Genomic DNA, 24,075 nt, shown 5'->3' on the forward strand with positions numbered 1-24,075 from the left:
TTATGAGAAAAATATTCGTTCAATTTTCTTTTGTAGTACAGTATCTAAAGATTTTACAAACCCTGCAAATTCATCAGTAGAAATCATATGAGTAAGAACGAGTCGTCTGCCGTCTGGTGTTTCACCGCATAAGACGAATGAAGAAAATTCATATGTTTTGTTTTCTACTACTAATTTTGGATAGGAATACGTGTCGCTTTTCTTCTTCTTTCCATCAATAGAGATGACGTTGCACTTTTTCTCATTGTTGTCCATGGTGAATCCCTCCTTTCTATTACTTATGGTAGACAAGGAGGGTTTAGAACAATAGAGAAGGGGGAATTTTTATGTCTGTTGTAATAGAGCATATTTCAAAAGAAGCGATACCGAAATCTTTAATGTTGCTTGCTGATCCAAGTGACCGGCAAATTGATGCATATGTAGAAAGAGGATTAACATATGTAGCTAAGCAAGAGGGAAGAGTTGTCGGTGTATATGTTCTTTTGGAAACAAGGCCGAAGACGATGGAAATTATGAACATTGCGGTTGTAGAGTATATGCAAGGTAAAGGTATTGGAAAGAAGTTATTGAAGCATGCTGTAGAAACTGCTAAAGGATATGGTATGTCTAAACTTGAAGTTGGTACAGGTAATTCTAGTGTTTCACAGCTTGCCTTATATCAAAAATATGGATTTCGTATTTTTTCTATTGATTTTGATTACTTTTCGAAGCATTATGAAGAAGAGCTTATTGAAAATGGGATTGTATGCCGTGATATGATTCGGCTTGCAATGGAATTGAATGAGAAAGTATAACTTATTTAGGGGGAAGAGAAGATGGAAGTACATAAAGCAATTACAGCACATTCTCGTAAACAAAATGAAAGTGTAAAAGCATGTTTACAATTAGATGCGCAGCGTGAAGCAGCTATTGAAGCAGCTGTATCTCTTGCGTCAAATGGGAAAGAATTTTCGGTTGATGTCATTAATGTTGTAACAAAGCAAATTAATGATCTTGCAAAAAATGGTGTTACCTTGCAGCGTAAATATGTTACAGAAGAAATGGTTATGGAGTATGTAAGTCGTTTGCAAGAGAAAGAAGGTCGTTAAAGATGATAGTTACAGTCGAATGGTTACGTGAGCATATAGAAGATGAGAACGTCCGTATAATCGATTGTCGTTTTGATTTAGCGAATCCTAATTGGGGTAAAGAAAAGTATGAGGAAGAACATATCCCTCATGCGTTATATTTTGATTTGAATTTAGATTTATCAAGTTCTGTAACAGAACATGGTGGCCGTCATCCATTACCGAATATTGAAGAGTTTGCAGACAAGCTTTCACAAGCTGGTATTGATGAACATACGACAGTAATTGCGTATGACAGTCAAGCTGGCGCAAATGCTTCTCGTTTATGGTGGTTACTCCGTTATGTAGGACATGAGAAAGTATATATATTAGACGGCGGATTTCCTGCTTGGAAAGAGAATAGATTACATACAACAGCGGAAACTCCTGCTGTTATACGAAAAACATTCAAAGCAAACATACAAGATCATATGCTTGTATCGATGGAAACAGTCAGAGAGAATATCCATGCAGGTGCAAATGTTACATTAATCGATTCTAGAGAACCGAAACGTTATGCTGGTGTAGAGGAACTTGTTGATCCGAAAGCAGGACATATTCCGACAGCAGTAAACTATTTTTGGAAGGATGGAGTGCTAGAATCAGGACAATTTAAAAATGAAGCTGAGCAACAAGAACGATTCCAAAACCTTTCGAAAGATAAGGAAACAATTGTGTATTGTGGTTCTGGTGTTACAGCGTGCCCCAATATCCTTGCATTGAAATTAGCTGGATTCAAAAATGTTAAATTGTATGCAGGTAGCTGGAGTGATTGGATTTCTTATCCAGAAAATCAAATTGCAAAAGAAGAAGATTAATCACTTGCATGCGAAAAAAATTTGTATTAAAATAAGGTCACAAGCAAGAGATTGCTCGAAAAAGATTGTATTTTACACATTGGAAACAATGTGATAATATAACGACAAGTAAATAATACATCCTGCGGTGTACGTAACTTATTTATGTCTAAAACCGATGTTAGTTATACGGAAGCTCAATATTTAGCGACCATCATCAAGCCTTCCTTGTGGAGGAAGATGTACGGTAACTGTGAGGGCATCCACCTGCGAGTAGCGGGTTTTTGGACATTTACGAGGAGCGGCACGTGCGGGGGTCTTATTTCAACTAAACTTATATACAATTCCTACGGTGTACGTAGCTTATGCATGTCTTAAACCAATAAGTTTAGTACGGAAGTTCAATATTTAAATGTAACTAACAGGCCATCTTTTTAAGAGGGAAGTTACAAACATTTGTGAGAGCATCCACCTGTGAGAGCAGGTTTATGGACATCTAGAGAGAACGGCATATGTGGGACTATATAAAAACCTTACGTTTTATACGTAAGGTTTTTTGTTGCATACAAATATCCATGTTATCTGGATTCACCTGTGAAGTTTCCATAATAAATATAGCACTTTCTGTCTTCATCAATCTCTCTTGAATCTAAGGAGAACTCCATATGCATGCCGTCGCGCTGAATATATATAATATCTGAATGAAGTGGTGGTAAAATTTCTTCATAGTTCCATATATCTTTACTATCAACTATGTTTGAACTCGTTTCACTTAGTTCTCTAATTTCAAAACCGATGTGGGAGTATGTAGGGTCTGAAGGGTCATTTGCAAACTCTTCTTTTTGAATATATATAACTACTGTTCCGTCTGGATCTACTGAAGTTGCAGTAACAACATATGTATTTTTCTCTTTTATAAAATATTCACAAGTCATGCGTGCGATGATTTCAGAATTAGAAATATTTGTATAGTTCCATAAAGCAGGATACTTTTTCGTTTCATCATTAAGTCGATATTCTAAGCGCATTTTATCCCTCTTCTTCCTTTTTCTTCTACTTTATCATGCTATCTTATATAATAGAAATAGAATTTAAAAAGGGGAGTGCGAAGGTGACAAAAACGAAATGGCTAGTAGGTGGTGTCGTAACGTCTTTAATGACTGGCACTTTATTTGGTTGCACGCAAGATCTTCCCCCAAAACCGAATGATAATAGTTGTTCAGATTGGGATTGGGATGATGAACTTGGGGTATGGCAGTGTGATGATAGTAGTTCAGGTTATCGTGGGCATTACTTTTATGGTGGAACATACTATAAAAATAAATCCACTTTCAAAAGTTCATCAGCGTTTAAATCGTATCAATCGTCTGCGGAATTTAAAGGGGGAATTGGAAGCGGTTCAAAGGGAGGATTTGGAGGCTAAAATATGTCGCAATACATAAGGAAGCGAAAAGAGTTTTATTCGAAATATCCGAATTTTTGGTCGGATTTATATGAAAGTGAGTATAGTTTGTTTCATGTTTTTTCAATAAAAGAGAAAGCTGTGCAACAAATACAATTAGCAACGGAAAGAATGGGGAAAATATTTTTTAAGACTGCTAGAATTCTGCGGAGTTTATCTGACGAGCAGCTTCTAGAATTTGGTTTTCCACCTGCAAGCCTACCGTTTATTAGAATAAAAGGACTGTATCCTGAATCTGTTATTTCGCGATTTGATTTTGTCTTAACAGGTGATAACCAAATTAAAATGCTGGAGTTTAATAGTGATACACCAACTTTTATTATGGAATGTTTTCGAATGAATGGAAAAGTTTGTGAAAAACTAGGCTATGCTGATCCAAACTTAGGTCAAGAACGATTGCTTTCTTCTGGCGTTACAAAAGCTGTAATGGAGGCAACAAAGGGAATAGACAACCCGAATGTTGTTTTTACAGCACATCATGAACATATAGAAGATTGGAATACCACTATGTATTTGAGCCAGCTATGCCATGTTGAAAATAAAGTGGTGCCAATGTCAGAACTTAGAATTACGAAGGATGCTTTATTGGATAGGGATGGGGTGCAGATTGATGTTTTATATCGCCAAACATATCCGATAGAAGATTTGATTGAAGATCGAGATCCGGAAACAGGAGACTTGGTAGGAGTGGAACTGTTGCAACTTGTAAAAGCCGGGAAGCTTTTTATCATAAATCCTTTGTCAGCATTTTTACTTCAGCCAAAATCAATTCAGTGTCTTATTTGGGGGTTAGCAGAAGAAGAGGCCTTTTATACAAATGAGGAACAACAGTGGATTAAAGAATATATGTTACCTACATATTTAGAACCAGATTTATTTTTAGGAAAAGGTTCTTTCGTTCAAAAACCTTCATTTGGTAGAGAAGGGGACACAATTACCGTTCGCGATAAGGACGAAAATATTATGATTCAAAATGCACACCAAACGTATAAAGCGTCACTGCCGATATTTCAAAAGTATACAGAACTTCCAGTCGTATCCTTGGAAACAGAAAAAGGGATGGAGAAACTGTCATATGTGTTTGGTTCGTTTTTAATTGCTGGAAAAGCGAGTAGTATCGGTATTCGTGCAGGGGAAAAAATTACAGGGAATGAATCGTACTATTTACCGGTAGGTATGAAAAAGGAGGAAAAATATGATTAATTTTTTATTATATTTAGCAGTAACACTCGGACTTTTAGGCGTTGGTCTTTTCCTAATGGAAGTGACAACGAAAGTAAAGGAATTTAAGTTAATGGCTCAAGGAAATAAGGCGGTAAGCTATGTGCTCGGAGGAAGATTACTTGGGCTAGCAATTGTTTTATATTCGACAGCAGCTAATTCTATTTCACTTCTTGATATGGTTTCGTGGGGAGCTGTTGGGATTTTGGCTCAAATTATTGTCTTTTATTTAGCTGAGTGGCTTACACCACGCTTTAATATAAATAAAAGTCTCGAAGAAGATAATCAAGCAGTCGGTCTTTTTCTTATGTTTTTATCGCTTGCAATTGGGATTGTAATCGCTGGTTGTATAACTTATTAAAAACTTTGCGTTTAAACGTAAAGTTTTTTGTTTTATATATGTTAGTTTGTATGTGGTTTGGCTATTATCTTCCAAAAAGTTGTAGGCTACTGTTGACATCTATTTTAAATAAGAGTAACATTTTCTATGTAATGAAAATAAGTCTCTGTTAGGTGAGGCTCCTGTATAGAGAAATGCTACTGCCCAAAAATGTCGAGAGACGCCAATGGGTCAACAGGAATGATCGAATTAAGGTCTTTCTTAACGTAGCTGGTAATGTACCTATGCTATACAGTGCTAAAACTCGACGAGGGAGAGGTCTATAGGTTTCTAATGATATTAGAAATCGTTTATTTGTGTATGTAATGGCCGTTACTCTCTTAAGAGTAGGGGTCTTTTTTGTTACCAATCTATGAGTAATTTCATAGTATAAACTATAAAAATAAACGAGGAGGTGAGGAGCATGTCGAATTCTGACTCGGTTCCGTTACCCATATACTTCAAATCAAAAATATATGATGTAGGCAGGAAACGACTTGTTCCTCCCTCTATATTTATCATAATGTAGCGTTTATTTACATATTTAAGCGCTAAACACTTTCAGGGTAAAGTGGATAAATTGAGAAACAAAGCGTTTCTTCCTATGTTGTAAAGGAGGAGACGATAATATGTTATATGCAAACAAAACTGTGGGTAACACATCATATAAACTAAGTAAAAAATCAATGAAAGAACAAACAATGCTTCAAAAAAATAAAGATTTATTAATTGAAATCGCAACAAGAGATGTGAAATCTGTATTTGCGTATTTTAAAACAACAAGAGATGGCTTGTCTATGAAAGAAGCACAAAAACGTATTCAAATATACGGTCGAAATGAATTAATTTCAAAAAGAGCTCGTATTACAGACGTAATGATAAAGCTAAGTGGAATGATTCCAGGTCTTAAACGACATGTACGTGATGAATTACAATGTGAAACGACTATTGTATCTAGAATTGAATGTTCTAGTAGTATGGGACTAAGCAGTGAATTGAAAATGATGGCAATACCAGTACAAGAGCTTGTACCTGGAGATATGATTTTTTTATCAGCGGGAGATGCAGTACCAGCAGATGTACGTATCATTTATGCAAATGATTTATTAGTAAATGAGTCTATACTGACAGGAAATGATGCGAGTATAGAGAAATTTGAGAGCTGCTACCATCTTGAGCGTAAACGATTTATCCCATTAAAACGGATGAAAGATTATAATCCACTTGAACTTGAAAATGTGTGTTTTAAAGGATCGTATATTGTTAGTGGAAATGCAAAGGCTGTAGTTATTTCGACTGGGAAAAATACGTATTCAGGAATATTGCATACTTGTTGTAGCAGAACGTCTTAATGGTGCTAAATATACAAAAACAATGTATAATAGACAAAGTTGAAAAACGTAGAATGGTAATCTATTTATGTAACCTTACGTGATAACGTGGGGTTATTATTTTTTTAGTAGGAGAGGAACTATGAAAAAAGTATTATTAGTTGATGGTATGGCACTATTATTTCGTGCTTTTTATGCAACAAGTGTCTACGGACAATTTATGAAACGACAAGATGGTACCCCAACGAACGGGATTCATGGTTATATGAAGCATTTATTAACAGCTACGCAAGCAATCGAACCGACGCATATCGTAACGTGCTGGGATATGGGAAGTACAACATTCAGAACAGAATCGTTCTCGAATTACAAAGCAAATCGTGCAGCGCCGCCAGAAGAATTAATTCCGCAATTTGATTTAGTACAAGAAATGACTGCTAAATTATCTATTCCGGTCATCGGTATGAAAGGGTATGAAGCAGATGATTGTATCGGTACGCTTGCAAAACAATACTGCAATGAAGCGGAAGTTTATATTTTAACAGGTGATACAGATTTACTTCAACTTGTTGATAAGAATGTTACAGTTATGCTTCTGCGTAAAGGAATCGGAAATTACGAGTATTACACACCAGAGAAAATCATGGAAGAGAAAGGGGTGGAACCGTGGCAAATCGTTCATGCGAAAGCTTTCATGGGGGATACGAGTGATAACTATCCAGGCGTAAAAGGTATCGGTGAAAAAACAGCGTATAAGCTTATTCAAGAGCATGGAACAGTATCAGCTGTACTAGAAAACGTAGCCGCATTAACGAAAGCACAGCGTACAAAAATTGAAAGTGATTTAGAGAACTTAAATATTTCATTACAATTAGCACAAATTCACTGTGAAGTTCCAATTTCATGTTCACTAGAAGAAGGGTTACACACAATGGATGAAGAAAAACTTAGATTCGTTTGTGAAGAAATGAATTGGGGAAGACCTGAAATATTAATAAATATGTTATAAAAAGTAGAAAGGCCGATTAAATATTTTTAATCGGCCTTTCTTTTTTGTTCACAAAGTTGTCAGAAAATAAACGGAATTTTCATATGAAGTTCAAATGGAATTCACAACAATCCATTATTATAAGAACAACCAGATAATTCTTTATCTTTTATATAAACCATCCCCCAAGGAGGAAAATGAAAATGCGAAAAAAAGTGAGAAAATCCTTTAAACAATTATTAATAGAAAATAAACAATCTCTACTAACGAATAAGGAAAATATGAAAGAAATTGAAGAACGGATTGAGAAACGACATGTAGCATATAGCGCTACTAGCAGTTGAGTCTTATCATTTTGTTCGTGAAAAAAGCTTGTAATTTGGAGAGTATCCAAATTACAAGCTTTTTCTTTTTTTGATTACCGCCACCAAATCCAAAAGTAATTTCGTATATTCCGAGGAGTAATTCGTATAAAGCGCTCACCGTCAAAGAAGCAATTTAAATTTGGAAGTGTTTCATCTGGATTTTCTGGAATAAAGGTGACGATGTTTTCATTACTTGTAAGGGTTACGGTAATTGGTGGATCTGTCGGAGTGGTTTGAAGTTGTAAAGAAACATTTGCACTGTTTTTAAATTCATTATTAACAGGCGGGTTTATCACTTGTACTGTGAATAACACGATAATTGTTTCATGTGGTTCCAAATGAGTAGCGATTAGGAAACCGACATTCGGATTTGCTAGTGGAGAGCGCTCACCATTAATCAAGACAGTGCCATTCATAAATTGTAAATCTGCTGGAATGGTGTCTTGTAAAGAAATGTTTAAAAGTGAAATATCGGAAATATTCGTAATCTGCACCGTGTAATCAAAATATTGATTTAAATAAGCCGAGCTGACGGAAGCATTTTTGATTACTGTTGCGGTAATAAATTGAACTGGTATGCGTATAATGTTTGAATTAACGATGAAAGTAATAATTGGATCCTGTGGTGTCAATTGGAAAGCTGCTGTAACTGTTGCGGAATTGATAATTGTATTGTTCGAAGGGAGAGAAGTGACGAGAACTTCAAATGTTATTGTTGCTACTGAATCTGCAGGTAAAGCACCGATATTCATACCAGTGTCTGGACGAACATTGGGGATTTGAGTACCGTTAATTGTTACACTGTTTTCTATAAATATTGTACCAGCTGGAATGATATCTAACACGGAAGTATTTATTGTAGGAATTGGAGAATGATTAACTATCTTTAATGTGAATGTAATACTATCTCCTATAACGACGATAGATTTGTCAGCTGTTTTTTCAATGCGAACCATGGGATCAACGATTGTCGTTGTAACGATATTTGTTTGCTTTGTAACTGTAATAGGTGGTTCGGTTGGATCAATAGTAACAGCATAAGAAATATCGGCATCGTTATTTATTGCGGATTGAAGAGTAGAAGCAGATATTGTTACTTGGAACGTAATAATAACAGCTTTATTAGGGACAAGATTGTCTAACTTAATACCGTTTTCGGGATTTGCATTAGGCTGATTGATTCCGTTAATCGTAACACTGCCAGTAACGAAGGTTGTATCTACTGGCACGATGTCTGTAGCAAGAAGATCTTCAATCGTTATATTACCGCTATTCGTAATCGTAATTGTATACGTTAAAGTTTGACCAGGTAAGGCATGCGTGACATCAACAGACTTCATAGCAATGACATTATCATTTTGGACGGTTGTTGTGACTGTATTTGTTGTAGTTGTATTTGTACTAGGTAAGTTATTTGGGTTGACTACATAGTTAAAAGTAGTAATTGCTTTGTTGTTTAGTTTATTTGGCGTTGGAATAGAAGTCACAGTTACTTGGAATGAAGCGATAGCATTGCCACCGACAAGTATAGTACCAATTGGTATGCCGCTTACTGGGTTAACTCCCGGAAGCGTTTCTTCGTTTACAATGACGCTATTTTCTATAAACGTAGTCCCTTGAGGGATGATATCTTGAATAATTACATCATTTGCTGAAACATTACCAGTTTGATGTAGTGTAATCGTATACGTTAACGTATCACCGACTGTTGCGAATGCAAGGTTAACAGTTTTATTACTACTCAAATTCGCATGATTAATCTCTGTTACAGCAGCTGATGAAAGAATAGTCTTGGTAATTGGTGGCCGGTCCGGTACCGTGTATTCATATTCAATTGTACTTGTGTTAGAGATTGGATTTGTTTGCGGAATGGCAGTAACTCGTACTTGGAATAGAATAGTTGCTGTTGTATTAGGGGGAATGTTATCAAGTTGTATCCCGCTAAGTGGATTGTCATTTGGACGAGCGTTGCCATTCACAATAACACTATTCTCTATAAAGCTCGTATTTGCTGGAATGATATCTGTAACAAGAATGTTTTCCACTTGTATATTCCCGTTATTTATGATGGAAATGGTGTAGGGGATGATAGTTTGTAGGTCAGCATATTGGATAGGCGTAGTTTTTGTCGCAATTACATTGGCAGAAATGACTTCAGTGAAGGTAATATTACTAGTCGATATTTGTTCTTCACTATTAATTGTATAACGAGAAGTTGATTGGTTTTGAATGCGACCACTAGCTGGAAGAGCTACGACGGTAACAGAAAATGTAACTGAGATAGAAATGTTAGGAGCAATTGTTCCTACAAGTATACCGGCACTTGGATTGGCGTTAAGCTGAGGAATATGATTTACTAAAACGCTATCGTCTATAAAGGTTGTTCCGTCTGGAATATTGTCTGTAAATACAACAGCAGTAGCATCTGTATTTCCTATATTCGTTAAAGTTGTTGTATAAGTTAAAATGTCACCAATTATTACAGAAGTCACATCAACAGTTTTAAGTGAAACGATATCAGCGTCGTTAATTTGAACGAAAGTAGTATTGGAAGTAGTAGATTTTTGAATGGGTGCAAAGTCAGGATTGAAAATAAAGTCGTAGGCGATGTTTGCAGTGTTAGGTGTTGGATTTACATCTGGTAAATTCGTAACGGAAACTTGGAATGTTATTGTAGTCGATTGACCTGACGCGATATTAGGAATGGAAAAGCCGATATTCGGATCTGCTGCAGGGAGTACAGTGTTGTTAACTATTACACTTCCCGGAATAAATACTGTTCCATCTTCTATAGTATCTGTAAAAAAGATGGAGTTAGTTGTAGTGGATCCGTTATTTTTAATGAAAACTGTATATACAATGGTTTCATCGATAGTAGCTAATACTTTATTAGCGGATTTTGTAGCGATAAGGATAGCATCAATAAATTGTATATTTGTAGTATTGGAAGAGCTCGTTTCTGAAATTGGTGGCGCGCTTGGGTCCGGTTGATATTCATAGTGAATGACAGCGGTATTATTAATATTATTTTGTGAAGGTATAGAGACTACATTTACTTGGAACGTAACGATAATTGTATGATTTGGAAGAATAATACCAAGATTGATACCGGTAATTGGATTTTCATCAGGTCTTGGTATGCCATCTACAAGGATGCTATTGGGAATGAATGTGGTCCCAGCTGCAATTGCGTCAATTAGGGTCGTATTTGTAATAGGTATTGTGCCAGAGTTTGTAACTGCGACTGTATATGTGGTAATTTGCCCGATGCGTGTAATGGATCTATTAGCAGATTTACTCGTACTAACATTTGCCGTCCGCACTTCGGTATTTACTGCATTTGATAACGATCTACGCTGAATAATAGGGGAACTAGGGCCAATTTGGTATTCATACGAGGTGTCTGAAATGTTACTGACTGTATTGCCAGAAGGTATATTTGTAAGTTGTACTTGGAATGAAATAGTGACTGTTTCTTCTGGTTGTATCGTGCCAAGAGTTACTCCATTTTCAGGGTTCGCGCCAGGATGAGTCACGTTATTTATTAGCAAGCTATCTTCAATGAATATAGTACCTTCTGGAATGTTATCAATGAATACAGTATTGTTAGCTGGAACGTTTCCTATATTTTGCAGTGTATTTGTGTAGGTGATATTTTGTCCGATGGATACGAAAGTTACATTCGCCCCTTTAACAGAAATAATATTTGCATTTTGAAGTGATGTTGTAACAATATTAGAATTTGCAGAGCGATTCACTGGTGGAGCTGAAGGGATACTTACATATTGGTAAGTTGCAGATGATTGATTTTCAATTTCGGTTTCATTAGGTGGATTATTTGTTTGCACTTGAAATAGTATCGTTTTTGAACTGCTAGCTGGAATCGTTCCAATCGATATGCCGTTTTCTGGATTGATACCTGGCTGCAAGACACCGTTAATTGTGACACTGTCTGGAACGAATGTAGTCCCAGCTGGAATAGAATCTGTGAAAATAGTATTTATTGCATCAACATTGCCGATATTTTTTACTTCAGAAATATAAAGTATAGTTCCACCAATATCCACAGTTATTGGATTGGATGTTTTTGTAATTGTTAATTGTGCTTGCACGAAATTTGTGATGACGATATTACTTGTGGATGTTTCAGTAATAGGCGGTTGCCCCGGGTTTGGTTGAATTGTATAGGTTGTGTTCGATTGATTTGTAATAGATTCTTGCGAGAATGGGTCGTTAATAAGAATTTGGAACGAAATAAGGTGAGTAGTGTTTGCTGCTAAGTTAGGCAAAGTGACACCTACATTTGGATTGGCACCCAGTATAGCTGTTCCATTAAGTGTAAAACTATTTTCTACGAATGTAGTTCCATCCGGAGTAGAATCTAAAAATGAAAGATTAGTTACTGGGATATTTCCGTTATTGTCTAATGTTATCGTGTAGATCAAAATATCACCTGTTGTTGCTTGTTGTACATTGACTGCTTTTAAAGAAAGAATAGTCGCATCCGAAATTTGTGTAGATGCTGGATTAGACGTAATTGTTCGAGAGACGATAGGAGCGTTCGGATCAGCGGTAAAAGTATAGTTAATATCGGCTGTATTAGAAATTGGATTCACGCTTGGAAGGGACAGAACGAGAACTTGGAATATGACGGTGACAAGTTCTGAAGGCGCGATGGCGTTTAATGGTATCCCTACGTTTGGATCGGCACCTGGAACTGAAACGCTATTAATGGTAATACTATTAGGAATAAATGCAGTTCCTTCTGGGACTAAATCTGTTAAAGTTACTGTATTTGCAGTTGTATTTCCGTTATTTTGAACGACTACTGTGTAAGTGATTGTATCGTTAGTAGATTGTACGAGAGAATCTGTACTTTTAATTACGGATAACGATGCATCAACGACAGCTGTACTAACCGTATTAGATGAGGAGGTTGCTGTAACTGGAGGTTGACTTGGATCGACAATATACGTGTAACTTGTAATGGCTTGATTTATAATTGCTCCTTGTGGTGGAATAGAATTAGTAAGAAATTGGAACGTAATAGTAGCAAAATCACCTGGTGCGATAATACCAACTGGAATACCGAGAGTTGGACTTGCATCTGGAAGTGAAATCCCGTTGAGCGTAACACTATTTGGAACAAATAATGCCCCTTCAGGAATGCTGTTAATGAGTAATACAGAGTTTGCCGGGAAGTTTCCAGTGTTCGTTAATGTTGCTGTATACGTAATTACATCGCCGATAGATACGATTGTTCGATTTGCTTCTAAAACAGTTGTAACAGTAGCGTTATTAATTTGTGTTGAAGCACTATTAGAATTTATTGTGCCTGTAACAGGAGGAGCAGTCGGATCAACAAGGAATACGTATTGAATAGATGCAACGTTTGTAATTGGGTTTGAAGGTGGGGTCGTTGTTACAATAACTTGGAAAGTAACGGTTACTGGACTGTCTGCACTAACGGTTCCGATATTCACTCCGTTATTCGGATTTGCCCCTGGAACAGTACTTCCATTTACAGAAAAACTATTTTCAACAAAGGCTGTTCCAGCTGGAATAATGTCTGAGAAATTTAGATTTGTAGCGGTTGTATTACCGCTATTTTGAATGGAAACTGTATAAGTGATTATGTCTCCGATATTTGCGAAGGCTGTATTAGCCGTTTTTAAAGCGGAAAGTATTGCTGAATTAATAGAAGTAACGAAGACGTTCGTTTCTACATTGCCAGGTTGAGCCTGTAATGCATTTCCTACGTTATATTGGAAGTTAACAAATCCTAAGTTTTGGAGTTCGGGTGTGAACGTTGTTGGATTGCTTACAATTTGAACTTGGAACATAATTGTGACGAGTTGATTTGGATTAATTGTATTTATGACAACACCGTCAATGATAGAAGCAGATGGCAATGAAGTGCCATCAACAACAACTGATCCTGCGACAAATTGTGTCCACGTCGGTATAGGGTCTGAGAAAACAACATTGTTAGCTGGGATATTTCCTGTATTCGTAATAGTAGTTGTATACGTAATCGTATCACCAATTGTTGCAAATGTTTTATCTCCTATTTTCTTCGTATTTAAAATAGCACTTTCAATCGTTGTTGCAATGCTATTAGAAGCAATATTTTTTGAAATAGGTGGATTATCTGGATTAACGATATGTTGAAAACTAACGTTAGCTTGATTGGTAATTGGATTTATAGGCGGAATTTCATTTGCAGTAATATGAAATGCTACGATGACAGATTGATTTGGCGCGATATCACCAATTGGAACACCTGTAATTATATTTGCATTTTGGATGATAGTTCCGTTAAGTGTAAAACTATTCGGTTCAAAGGAAGTTCCGTCTGGGATAATATCGGTAAAAATAACATTCGTTGCACTAACATTTCCGCTATTTGTAATTGTAACGGTGTAGATAATATCTTGCCCAATGTCTACCGTTGCCATATTTGAATTTTTTTGTGCAGTAAGGATAGCGCTATTAATTTGTGTCGTCGTTGTATTAGATTGATTAGAAGTTGAAATGAACGGCTGATCTGGGTCAACAATATAACGGTAAGTGGTAAGAGCCGAATTAGAAATGGGATTGTTGATTGGGAGGGTTGAAACGGTGGCTTGGAATGTGACAATTGTTGTGTTTCCACCATTAATTGAACCGATATTTACACCAGTAGATAAATCAGCGTTAGGAATGGTTTGCCCATTAACTATGAAACTGTTTGGAACGAAACTTAAATTGTTATCAAGAATATCGATAATAGTTACATCAGTTGCAGCCACATTCCCGGTATTAGAAAGGGTAAGCGTAAATGTTATTATATTACCAACATCCGCAAAAGTAAGATCTGCTGTTTTTGTGCTAATAATATTTGCGTTGTTTATTTGAAGAAGTGTAGTGTTAGAGCTAGTTGTATTCGATACTGGCGGATTTCCTGGATCAACAGTAAATTCATACGTCGTGGATGCTGTATTTTGTGCAGGATTACTAGGTGGAATGCTGTTCACCGTAACTTGAAATACGATACTATATATTTCATTTGGTGGAAGTGTTGCCAGTAATACACCTGTATTTGGATTCGCATTCGGTTGTAAAACGCTATCGACCGTTAATGTGTTAGGAACAAATGTGAGTCCGCTTGGTAATACATCTGTGAATACTATATTAGTTGCATCCGTATTTCCTATATTCGAAATAGAAGTAGTGTAAAAAACAGTTTGCCCGATATTTGCAAAGGATATATTTTCATTTTTCGTCATGGATAATATTGCTTCTTTAATTTGCGTTGAAACAGGATTACTAATTGAAGTTTCTGCCTCAGGCGGTGAGACTAATTGATACGATGTCGATGAGAAATTTACAATTGGATTTTCAGTTGGTAAGGAGATTACGTTTACTTGAAAGGAAACTTTTACTGTATTCCCAGCTGTTATAGGCCCAATATTTACACCATTCACTGGATTCGCGCCACTTTGAGGAATTCCATTAATAGAAAATGAGTTTGCAATAAATGTAGTTCCGCTCGGCATGGTATCTGAGAATATAACAGTTTGTGCGGATGAATTTCCGTTGTTTGTTAAAGTGACAGTATAGGTGAGTGTATCCCCGATGTAGCTATAGGCTTTGTCTACTTGCTTTGATGAAAGAATTGTAGCTGTATTAATTGTAGTAAACACTGTGTTTGAAGTAGCAGTCCTTGTAACAATCGGTGCAGTTGGATCAGCGATAAATGTGTAAGAAGCAGTAGCAGAGTTGGCAATCGGATTTTGAATTGGTGTTGAAGTAGCTGTAACTTGGAATGCTATAGATATTGAGCTGTTAGGAGCAATTGATCCAATCGTTATACCTGTATTAGGGGTGAGTCCGATTTGTGTGATGCCATTTATTGTAACGCTATTAGTAATAAACGTTGTACCATCTGGTATAAGATCAGTGAAAGTAATATTCGTTGCATTTGTATTCCCGTTATTTGTCAAAATTGTCGTATAGGTAATGGTATCACTTAGTGTTACAAGTGTTTGATCGACTGATTTTATCATCGTTATCATAGCATCTTGCACAGGGTTTGTAACAATGTTACTTGTAATAGAAGTTGTAATAGGTGTTCCGTTCGGATCGATAGTATAAGAATACAAGATTGTATCATTATCCATGATGGAATTGGAAGGAGGAACAGACAGAACTTTTACTTGGAAAGTAACAGTTACTGTTTCACCAGAAGCGATGTTGGGTATGTTTACTCCAAGGGCTGGCTGCGCACCAGGCTGCTGAAATCCATTTATTGTGACTGAATTGGGTATGAATGTAGTGCTAGCTGGAATAGCGCTCGTAAATGTAATATTTGTAGCTGTTGTATTTCCTGTATTTGTAATAGTAGTTGTATACGTAATCGTATCTCCAACAGAAATGATAGATTTATCAGCACTTTTTGTTGTATTTAATATTGCACTATTAATTGTTGTCGAAACAGCATTAGATACATTCGTTTGTAATACGGCAGGTTGGCTAGGATCGACCACATGTGCAAATTGTACAGAACTAAAATTAGTAATTGGATTTATACTTGGAATGTTTGTAACAAGTACGTTGAGAGTAATAACGGCCGTTCCACTTGGATTTATATTTCCAATCTGAATGCCGCTAGCTGGACTTCCGATTTGCTGTGTACCAGAATCATTTGTCAAAGTTCCGGAAATAAATGTTGTTCCTTCAGGTAAAATATCTGTGAAAATTATATTTTGTGAATTGACATTTCCAGGGTTACTTAATGTAATTGTATAAGAAATTGTATCGCCAATCGTTGCGAAAGTTTTATCTACAGATTTGATTGCCACAATTTCCCCGGAATTTATTTGTGTCGAAACAGAATTAGATGTTGTATTTCGTGAAACAAGTGGTAAATTAGGTCCTGTCATAAATTGATAATCAATGGAAGCGCCGTTTACAACCGGTGAGTTTGGGCCACCAGGTCCAATTGTGAAAATCGGATTTGGAATGCTAACTACTTGCACACGGAAGGTAACGTTTATAAAATCCCCTGCAATAATATCCCCAATTTGTATCCCGCTCGCTGGATTTACCCCAGGTAATAAAACCCCACCTACTCGAACGCTATCCTCTATAAATACTGTATTATTTGGAATCGGATCTGTAAAAATGATATTAGTAGCAGTTGTGTTCCCTATATTTTCTAATAAAGCAGTATACGTTAAAAATGAATTTCCAGGTGCGACGTCAGAAAAGATACGGTCCACACTTTTCGTTGCTTGAATGATTGCTTCGTTAATTTGAACTAAAGTTGGATTACTTGTAGCTGTTTCTGTCACCGGTGGCTGGGTAGGATCAACAATGATAGAGTATGTTGTACTAGATTGGTTCAATGTTGGATTTGTAGCTGGTATTGAGCCAACGACAGCTTGAAAGCTAATTGTTGTCGTTCCCCCAACTGGAATCGGGTCTAAAGAAACCCCGCTATCTGGTCTAAATCCGAGTTGTGGGATGGTATTAATTTGTATGCTATCAGGCACGAATGAAAGTTCAGGTGGTAATATATCAATAAAAACAGGTGTGTTTGCAGAAGTATTTCCACCATTAGTGAGAGTAGTTGTATACGTAATTGTATCTCCAACAGCAGCAAATGCATTGCTCGCAGTTTTTGTTGCGATAACGGAAGCCGTATTTACTTGTGTAAAAGTTTTATTGGATTGAACTGTTCGTGAAACAGGTGGTTCATTTATATCTACAATAAAGCTATATTGTAGCGATGATTTGTTCGGAATTGGATTAGGATTTGGAATCGTTGTAATGTTTACTTGAAAACTAAGTGTAATCGATGCATTTGCATTCAAGTTACCAACATTGATACCGGTTTGTGGATTTGCATTCGGGACGGTTACACCATTTATTTTAAAGCTATTTGGGACAAAGGTAGTACCATTTGGCATTGTATCTGTAAAAACAATGTTGTTCGCAGTAGTATTCCCTGTGTTTGTAACAGATGAAGTGAATGTAATCGTATCACCAAGCGTGGCGAAATTTGTACTCGCATTTTTATTTAAGACTAAAGTAGCGTCAATAATCGGAGTAGTGGTTGTGTTTGTTACAGTGCTACCGGTAGCAGGAGATTGGCTTGGATTCACCGTATACTCATAATTTACTAGTGCATTATTTGTTAATGTTCCATTAGGCGGTATTGCTAATATTTTTGCTTGAAAAGTAATAAATACAGTATCGCTAGGTGAAATATCTGCTAAGTGAATACCAAGTGATGGATCTAATCCTGGCTGCGGAACATTATTGATAGTTACGGAGTTTTGGACAAAGGAAGCGCCTGCACCAAGTCCATCTGTTAAAACTGTAGCACTGGCAGGGATATTCCCTGTGTTCGTAACTGCAATCGTATAGGTAACGATATCTCCAATTGCAGCTGTCGGCGTATTCACTGACTTCGTAGCGACAATGGTGGCGTTATTAATTTGAGTCGTTATTAGATTGCTTAACGCATTGGCGGAAGTTGGAGGCAAGTTAGGATTTACGACATATTGGTATGTTGTATTACTTTGATTCGGGATTGGGTTCGGACTAGGTATGGAATTTATTTTTACCTGAAATGAAATTGTTGTATTTGTAGTAGGGTTTATTGGATCGATTGTGACGCCGTTTGCAGGATTTACATTTGGAAGTGTATTGCCGTTTACAGTCACACTATTAGGAATAAATGAAGTCCCGTTCGGAATTATATCTGTAAAAATCACATTTGATGCAAGGGTGTTTCCGGTATTTGTTAAAGTAGCCGTATACGTAATAATATCATTTACATTAGCAAACTGTTTATCTGCAGATTTTACAGCGGTAATAGAGGCGTTATTAATAGTTGTCTGTACAGTGTTAGAAGCAACCATCTGCATTACAGCTGGTTTGGATGGATCGTACGTGTATTGGAATGTAGTGCCTGATTGATTCGTAATCGGATTTATAGCAGGGATATTTGGTACAGAAACTTGGAATGCAACAGTACGTGATGAATTCGGTCCTATCGTACCAATCAAGATGCCGTTAGCAGGATTTGCATTGGCTATAGGGACATTATTAATCGTTACACTATCAGGAACGAAGGTGGTGCCGGCTGGAATGATATCAGTAAATATTATATTAGAAGCAGAAATATTTCCGTTGTTCGTTAAAGTAGTTGTATATGTTACGGAATCACCAACATCAGCAAAATTTGTACTCGTTAGCTTCGTAGCAACAATCGTAGCAGTATTAATTTGTGTAGTTACTATATTACTAGTATCGCTTTTAATGACAGCAGGTAAATTTGGATCAGTGATAAAGCTATATTGAAGTGAAGCGCTGTTTTGAATTGGGTTTGGTGAAGGTAGCCCATTTGTACTTATTTGAAAAATAATCGTTGTAAAACCACCGGCAGGAATGGAGCCGACTTGAAGACCGGTACTTGGGTCTGCACCTAGCTGTAAAGTACCACCTATAAAAATACTATTTGGTACGAGAGTCGTTCCCGGAGGCAGTATGTCAGTAACAGCAACATTATTTGCTGGAGTATTTCCAAGGTTAGCTAAAGAGATTGTATATGTGATTGGTTGCCCGACATCAGCGATAGTTAAATCTACCTCTTTGACAATAGTTACATTTGCTAAGTTGATTTGTGTACTTACAATATTACTTATCGATGTTTCTGTAATTGTTGGACCGCCTGGATTTAGAATGAAGCTATACTGTGTACTAGATGAATTTATGGTTGGGTTTTGGACTGGTAAAGAAGCGACGGTTACTTGATAAGAAACCGTAATTGCATCGCTAGCAGGAATGGAAGATAAAGGAACGCCAACATTTGGATCTGCGTTATTTTGTAGTGTACCGTTAATGCGGAAAGTGTTTGGAATAAAGGTAGTACCATCTGGGTTTATGTCTATAAAAGTAGGATTATCAGCAGAGACACTTCCTGCATTCGTTAAAGTAACGGTATAAGTTAATATATCTCCAACGGTAGCGAAAGCTCGATCCACTGTTTTTGCTGAAATCACATTTGCGTCATTTACTTGAGTAAATGTAGTGGTGGAAGTTATGCTTGCACTTACAGGTGAAGAGTTTGGATCAACGATAAAGTTATAGGATATAGAAGCGCTGTTTTGAATTGGATTTGGATTTGGGATACTTGTTATAGTAACTTGAAATGAGGCTGAAATTGTACTCCCAGCATTTATACTCCCTACATTTATGTTCGAGGGTGTTATACCAGGCTGTGGAACACCGTTCACGATGATACTATTCGTTACAAAAGAAGTGCCGTTTGCGATGGTGTCGCTTATTATGATGTTATTTGCTGCCACGTTTCCGCTATTTGAGAGGGAGAATGTATAGGTTAACGTATCGCCGACTTCAGCAAAGGTTTTATCCACAAATTTTATAACGGAAAGGTTTGCATTTCTAATTGCTGTTGTAACAGAATTAGAGTTTGCTGTTTTTGAAGTTGCTGGCAATGCTGGATTTACGGTATAAAGATAAGAGGCAAAGGCATTATTGATAATTGGGTTTTGTACGGGGATATTAATCACTGTTACTTGGAAAGAAAGAGTAAATGTAGCCCCTGCTGGTACTGTTCCAAGAGAGAATGCTACAAGTGAATTTACATTTTGTAATGAACCGTTTAGGAATACACTCCCTAGAGTCAATATTGTACCAGTAGGAAGAGGATCTGTAATCTGAACATTTGTTGCAGGGGTATTTCCGCTATTAGTAATAAGAATCGTATAGCCTATTGTATCTCCTATATTGGCAAATTGTTTATTTGTAGACTTTGTTAATGTTAAATTGGCATTGTTAATTTGAGTGGAAACGAGATTAGAAGAAATGTTTTTTGTAACGGGTAATTGACTAGGGTTGACGGTGTACTGATAAGAAGCGCTTGATCCATTAGATACGACGTTTGATGGAGGAATTGTATTTACTACTACTTGAAATGAAACATTTTTGGTCGTGCCAGTTGGGATAGATCCTATATTCACACCATTAGCCGGATTTGCGCCAACTTGTGTTGTGCCATCTATTGTTAAACTGTTTAGAATAAAAGTTGTTCCAGTAGGAATGACATCTGTAAAAATAACATTGGTCGCATTCATATTACCTGTACCTGTAAAGGCAACAGTGTAAGTCAGTGTATCGCCAATATCTGCATAGTTTTTATCTACTGCTTTCGTCATTGTTACAGTAGCATTATTCACTTGAGTGGAGACAATATTTGTCGTATCAGTCCCACTTACTGCCGGTTGATTTGGTACAGGAACGTATTGATATGTCGTTGTACCACTATTTAATATTGGATTTGTTTGGGGAATAGAAGGAACGAATACTTGAAATGAAATAGTAGTAGTAGAATTTGCGGCAATAGATCCAATTGATATACCAGTAGCGGGATTTGCGCCAGCTTGGGTAACTCCGTTAACAGTTACACTATTAGGAATAAAAGTAGTCCCGCTAGGAATCGGATCTGTATATATAACGTTAGTTGCTGGGATATTACCTATATTAGCTAAGGCAATACTGTAAGTTAACGTTTCACCAATATCGGTAAATAGTTTGTTAACTGATTTTGTGCCATTAATATCTGCGAGGTTAATTTGTGTTCCTGCAGAGTTGCTTGTTGCAAGGCCGTTAAAAGTGGTTCCTCCGGCAATTGGTGTATATTGAAATGTAATATTAGCAGTGTTAGCGATAGGGTTTTGAGTTGGAAGAGAAACGACAGTCGCTTGAAAAGTTACTGTACGAGAAGCGCTATTATTAATTGTTCCAAGAGATATACCAGCGGCAGGATTTGCATTTGTTTGTGGTACGTTATCTACCGTTACAGTGCCAGGTATAAAGGAAGTACCGGTAGGAAGATTATCTATAAAAATAACGTTATTGGCGGGAAGAAGACCGGTATTAGGGATAGTAACGGTATAAGTGAGAACATCTCCAATTGCAGCAACACTTTTATTCACACTTTTCGTTGCTTGTATGTTAGGTGAATTGATATTAATTTGTAAACCGACTGTATTTAACATGTACGCATCTCCGTTAGTTGTTAAACGGATTGCGGCGGAAACTTGAGAATTTGTTAAATAAGGAGAAATATCAATAGAAGTAATGTCCCAACCTTGCCTACCGGCAGAGATATTTGTACTTGTAGAAGCGCTTTGGTTTCGCGTTCCAAATGTCCCAGTTGTATCTAAATTTCCAGCAGCGTTATTCACTTGAGAACCAAAGAAATTACTTATAGCATTATTTGGCCCAGATAAAGCGTTTAATGAACTGAAATTTGGTCCAAATAAAGCTTGATCCCCAGTTAAATCAGCATCTCCTTCAGTAGAACTTAAAAATAATCGTCCGCTTACTGGTCCTCCCGCAGGTGTTAAAAACCCTGATACAGATACATCTGCACTACCAGTTTCTACAGAAACCCGGTTACCAGCTACGTAAATTGTTAAATTTCTTGCGGGTAAGGAACCATTTTGATAAGCGACAATGAGCGTCCATCCAGAAGAATTGATAGCCCCATTAGAAGCGTCTAAAGGATCAACCAGTCCAGGGACAGATCCAGTTGTATAAGAGCCAGATCCAGCGGCTTGAATGAGGGATGTTACATCTGCGGATCTTGTATAGAATCCAAATGTGACAGATCCAGAAACGAATGTTTGATTAGAAGCTGTAACAGCTGAAGGAGTAATTGAGTATGTTGACACAGGTGTTGTAAAAGAAACAGGATTCCCCAATATGCTTGTAATGTTTTGATCACGAGATAAGTAGTTTCCGCCCCAAACAAGTTCTGCGTAAAGAATAGTACTACCAGCAGGAATAGTTAAAATAGCGGTAGAACTATTTTGTGTATAGTTTAATGTTGTACCAGCAGGAAAACTCGGTACTTGTAAAGCAGTATTCGTAGTTACGAATGCACCAATTGCCCCGATTGTACCAGCACGATTTAGATTGCTAATCTTACTTAAACCGAGTGTGTTTCCTGTAATAGCGAGTGCGCCGTTAGTGGTGGTAGAAAATCGATTCGTAATGGGCATGTTGTCACCTCATTTACAATATAGTCTTGGTCAAAATAGGATATGTGTGTGATTAGTAAAGGGAAACATGTACAAGTTGATTCGGAAAGAATGAGCAAAATGTCTAGATAAGACGATGGAAAGTGGATAAAACGTGAATACTCTGACTTTAAATGACCGAGGAAGTTTTCTATGCAAGCATTGTTTCAACAGTTTCCTTTTCGAGACATACTATATAAAGTAAGAATTACATTGAGTGGTTACGTTTAAGACCATAAGCGTTTTCGGATTAATCGTATGTTTGTAATGTCTTCTATGTAAAATGGGAATGTTTACTTCGCAATAACTGGGGAAAGAATATTTAGAGACAATGAAATAGAGGCGAGTACGGCTAGTGGAACGAAATAGAAAGTTGTTATAAATGAAGTGAATTTACACGTTGAATAATTTTGATGTGTTATTAGATAATGTAGTGAATTAAATTTTAAAAAATGTACTTTATGATATGAAAAACGATTGAAGTTTGGGGTGAATTAATCAAACTTCAATCGTTTTTATTTTAAGCTACTGTCAATTACTTAAGTATAGAAGTAAATTGATTTTAAAAGTGAAGGTCTTATTTTCCATTAATGTATGTTAAACAAGGATAAGGAGTTAAACTCACGTTATTTCTAACTAACCTTTGTGACTGTGACCCTTGCTACGCCAGCTCCAGATGCGCCGCCAGCCCCGTTATTTAAAGAAACGGATGCACCAGAATTATTAAATAAAGAAAGTGTTGTGCCTACTGTTAATGTAGTAATGGTGGTTGATGAAATCATCCCACCAGATACGTTAGATACCATGTTTGTGCTAGGGGAAGGATTATTGTTTAAGCCAACACCGAATGCTGCTGGGGTAACTGACCCTAGTGCTGGAGATACATTTACAGTTATCATATAATCTCCGCTTTGTTGAATAGTGAGTGTATCTGTCCCATTAAATGTAATTCCACTAAGGTGAGAGATACCACCAGAAAAGTTAACTTTTCCGTTTGCTACAACTGTTTGGTTGACTAGTAAGGTTAAACTTGCATAGGTTGGAGCAAATGCTCCGGTAGGCCCAGTGGATCCGGTAGCCCCAGTGATACCAGTGATGCCAGTGGGACCNNTGATGCCAGTAGCCCCAGTATTTCCGGTAGCTCCGGTGTCGCCAGTAGGACCAGTATTTCCAGTATTTCCAGTAGTTCCAGTGATGCCAGTGGATCCAGTAGCGCCGGTGATGCCAGTAGCCCCAGTATTTCCGGTAGCTCCAGTGTTGCCGGTGATGCCAGTAGTTCCAGTAGTTCCAGTAGTTCCAGTAGTTCCAGTAGTTCCAGTGTTGCCAGT

The 24,075-nt window shown here is 37.0% G+C and carries 13 protein-coding genes, 2 other RNA genes and 1 riboswitch; of the genes, 11 read left to right on the forward strand and 4 right to left on the reverse strand.

Features of this window, described 5'->3' with window-relative positions:
* Positions 1–255 (reverse strand): DUF3931 domain-containing protein, encoded by a 255-nt coding sequence (locus COE49_RS16785; RefSeq protein WP_000369740.1) that lies wholly within the window; start codon positions 253–255, stop codon positions 1–3.
* Positions 256–326: 71 nt separating this feature from the next.
* On the opposite strand from COE49_RS16785, the gene COE49_RS16790 reads away from it, so the two are divergent.
* The 5 genes from COE49_RS16790 to ssrS (COE49_RS16810) all read left to right on the forward strand — a co-directional run bounded on the left by COE49_RS16790 (position 327) and on the right by ssrS (COE49_RS16810) (position 2,428).
* Positions 327–794 (forward strand): GNAT family N-acetyltransferase, encoded by a 468-nt coding sequence (locus COE49_RS16790; protein WP_088231538.1) that lies wholly within the window; start codon positions 327–329, stop codon positions 792–794.
* Between the two features lie 21 nt (positions 795–815).
* Positions 816–1,088: a YpbS family protein gene (locus COE49_RS16795; protein ID WP_000451820.1), complete on the forward strand. Its 273-nt coding sequence runs from the start codon at positions 816–818 to the stop codon at positions 1,086–1,088.
* A gap of 2 nt (positions 1,089–1,090) precedes the next feature.
* On the forward strand, positions 1,091–1,924 hold the full coding sequence (locus COE49_RS16800; RefSeq protein WP_088231537.1) for a sulfurtransferase: 834 nt from the start codon (positions 1,091–1,093) through the stop codon (positions 1,922–1,924).
* 116 nt (positions 1,925–2,040) lie between these two features.
* Positions 2,041–2,223, forward strand: a non-coding RNA gene (gene ssrS / locus COE49_RS16805) — 6S RNA.
* Positions 2,224–2,244: 21 nt separating this feature from the next.
* Positions 2,245–2,428, forward strand: a non-coding RNA gene (ssrS, locus tag COE49_RS16810) — 6S RNA.
* Positions 2,429–2,481: 53 nt separating this feature from the next.
* Here ssrS (COE49_RS16810) and COE49_RS16815 read toward each other — a convergent pair.
* Positions 2,482–2,931 carry a hypothetical protein gene (locus tag COE49_RS16815; protein WP_098252641.1) on the reverse strand — a complete coding sequence of 150 codons (450 nt, stop codon included), beginning with the start codon at positions 2,929–2,931 and terminating at the stop codon, positions 2,482–2,484.
* An 83-nt stretch (positions 2,932–3,014) separates the two neighbouring features.
* Here COE49_RS16815 and COE49_RS16820 point away from each other — a divergent pair, with 83 nt between their 5' ends.
* The 6 genes from COE49_RS16820 to COE49_RS16845 all read left to right on the forward strand — a co-directional run bounded on the left by COE49_RS16820 (position 3,015) and on the right by COE49_RS16845 (position 7,628).
* Positions 3,015–3,326 carry a hypothetical protein gene (locus COE49_RS16820; RefSeq protein ID WP_088231535.1) on the forward strand — a complete coding sequence of 104 codons (312 nt, stop codon included), beginning with the start codon at positions 3,015–3,017 and terminating at the stop codon, positions 3,324–3,326.
* Between the two features lie 3 nt (positions 3,327–3,329).
* On the forward strand, positions 3,330–4,568 hold the full coding sequence (locus COE49_RS16825; RefSeq protein ID WP_098252642.1) for a glutathionylspermidine synthase family protein: 1,239 nt from the start codon (positions 3,330–3,332) through the stop codon (positions 4,566–4,568).
* A complete protein-coding gene (locus COE49_RS16830) occupies positions 4,561–4,947 on the forward strand; it encodes a DUF350 domain-containing protein (protein WP_088231533.1) in 387 nt (128 codons plus the stop codon). Before COE49_RS16825 ends, COE49_RS16830 begins: the two co-directional genes overlap by 8 nt.
* A 137-nt stretch (positions 4,948–5,084) precedes the next feature.
* A riboswitch (M-box (ykoK) riboswitch) is annotated at positions 5,085–5,250 on the forward strand.
* Positions 5,251–5,594: 344 nt separating this feature from the next.
* Entirely contained in the window at positions 5,595–6,317 is a 723-nt protein-coding gene (locus COE49_RS16835) for a P-type ATPase actuator domain-containing protein (protein WP_088231532.1), read from the forward strand.
* A 121-nt stretch (positions 6,318–6,438) separates the two neighbouring features.
* Positions 6,439–7,305: a 5'-3' exonuclease gene (locus tag COE49_RS16840; protein ID WP_098252643.1), complete on the forward strand. Its 867-nt coding sequence runs from the start codon at positions 6,439–6,441 to the stop codon at positions 7,303–7,305.
* A gap of 182 nt (positions 7,306–7,487) precedes the next feature.
* On the forward strand, positions 7,488–7,628 hold the full coding sequence (locus tag COE49_RS16845; protein ID WP_088231530.1) for an FbpB family small basic protein: 141 nt from the start codon (positions 7,488–7,490) through the stop codon (positions 7,626–7,628).
* A gap of 74 nt (positions 7,629–7,702) precedes the next feature.
* Here the strand turns inward: COE49_RS16845 and COE49_RS16850 are convergent, their stop codons facing one another.
* Both COE49_RS16850 and COE49_RS27685 read right to left on the reverse strand, forming a co-directional pair.
* On the reverse strand, positions 7,703–22,729 hold the full coding sequence (locus COE49_RS16850) for a DUF7507 domain-containing protein (RefSeq protein WP_098945967.1): 15,027 nt from the start codon (positions 22,727–22,729) through the stop codon (positions 7,703–7,705).
* A 650-nt stretch (positions 22,730–23,379) separates the two neighbouring features.
* Positions 23,380–24,015, reverse strand: a complete 636-nt coding sequence (locus COE49_RS27685; RefSeq protein ID WP_483295621.1) for a Gly-Xaa-Xaa repeat protein — start codon at positions 24,013–24,015, stop codon at positions 23,380–23,382.
* Positions 24,016–24,075: the final 60 nt, after the last annotated feature.

The organism is Bacillus sp. AFS029637 (assembly GCF_002584985.1).
Taxonomy (GTDB): domain Bacteria; phylum Bacillota; class Bacilli; order Bacillales; family Bacillaceae_G; genus Bacillus_A.

Coding starts and splice junctions, on each gene's coding strand:
- COE49_RS16785 (WP_000369740.1), bottom strand. CDS start 255: ATGGACAACAATGAGAAAAAGTGCAACGTCATCTCTATTGATGGAAAG.
- COE49_RS16790 (WP_088231538.1), top strand. CDS start 327: ATGTCTGTTGTAATAGAGCATATTTCAAAAGAAGCGATACCGAAATCT.
- COE49_RS16795 (WP_000451820.1), top strand. CDS start 816: ATGGAAGTACATAAAGCAATTACAGCACATTCTCGTAAACAAAATGAA.
- COE49_RS16800 (WP_088231537.1), top strand. CDS start 1,091: ATGATAGTTACAGTCGAATGGTTACGTGAGCATATAGAAGATGAGAAC.
- COE49_RS16815 (WP_098252641.1), bottom strand. CDS start 2,931: ATGCGCTTAGAATATCGACTTAATGATGAAACGAAAAAGTATCCTGCT.
- COE49_RS16825 (WP_098252642.1), top strand. CDS start 3,330: ATGTCGCAATACATAAGGAAGCGAAAAGAGTTTTATTCGAAATATCCG.
- COE49_RS16830 (WP_088231533.1), top strand. CDS start 4,561: ATGATTAATTTTTTATTATATTTAGCAGTAACACTCGGACTTTTAGGC.
- COE49_RS16835 (WP_088231532.1), top strand. CDS start 5,595: ATGTTATATGCAAACAAAACTGTGGGTAACACATCATATAAACTAAGT.
- COE49_RS16840 (WP_098252643.1), top strand. CDS start 6,439: ATGAAAAAAGTATTATTAGTTGATGGTATGGCACTATTATTTCGTGCT.
- COE49_RS16845 (WP_088231530.1), top strand. CDS start 7,488: ATGCGAAAAAAAGTGAGAAAATCCTTTAAACAATTATTAATAGAAAAT.
- COE49_RS16850 (WP_098945967.1), bottom strand. CDS start 22,729: ATGCCCATTACGAATCGATTTTCTACCACCACTAACGGCGCACTCGCT.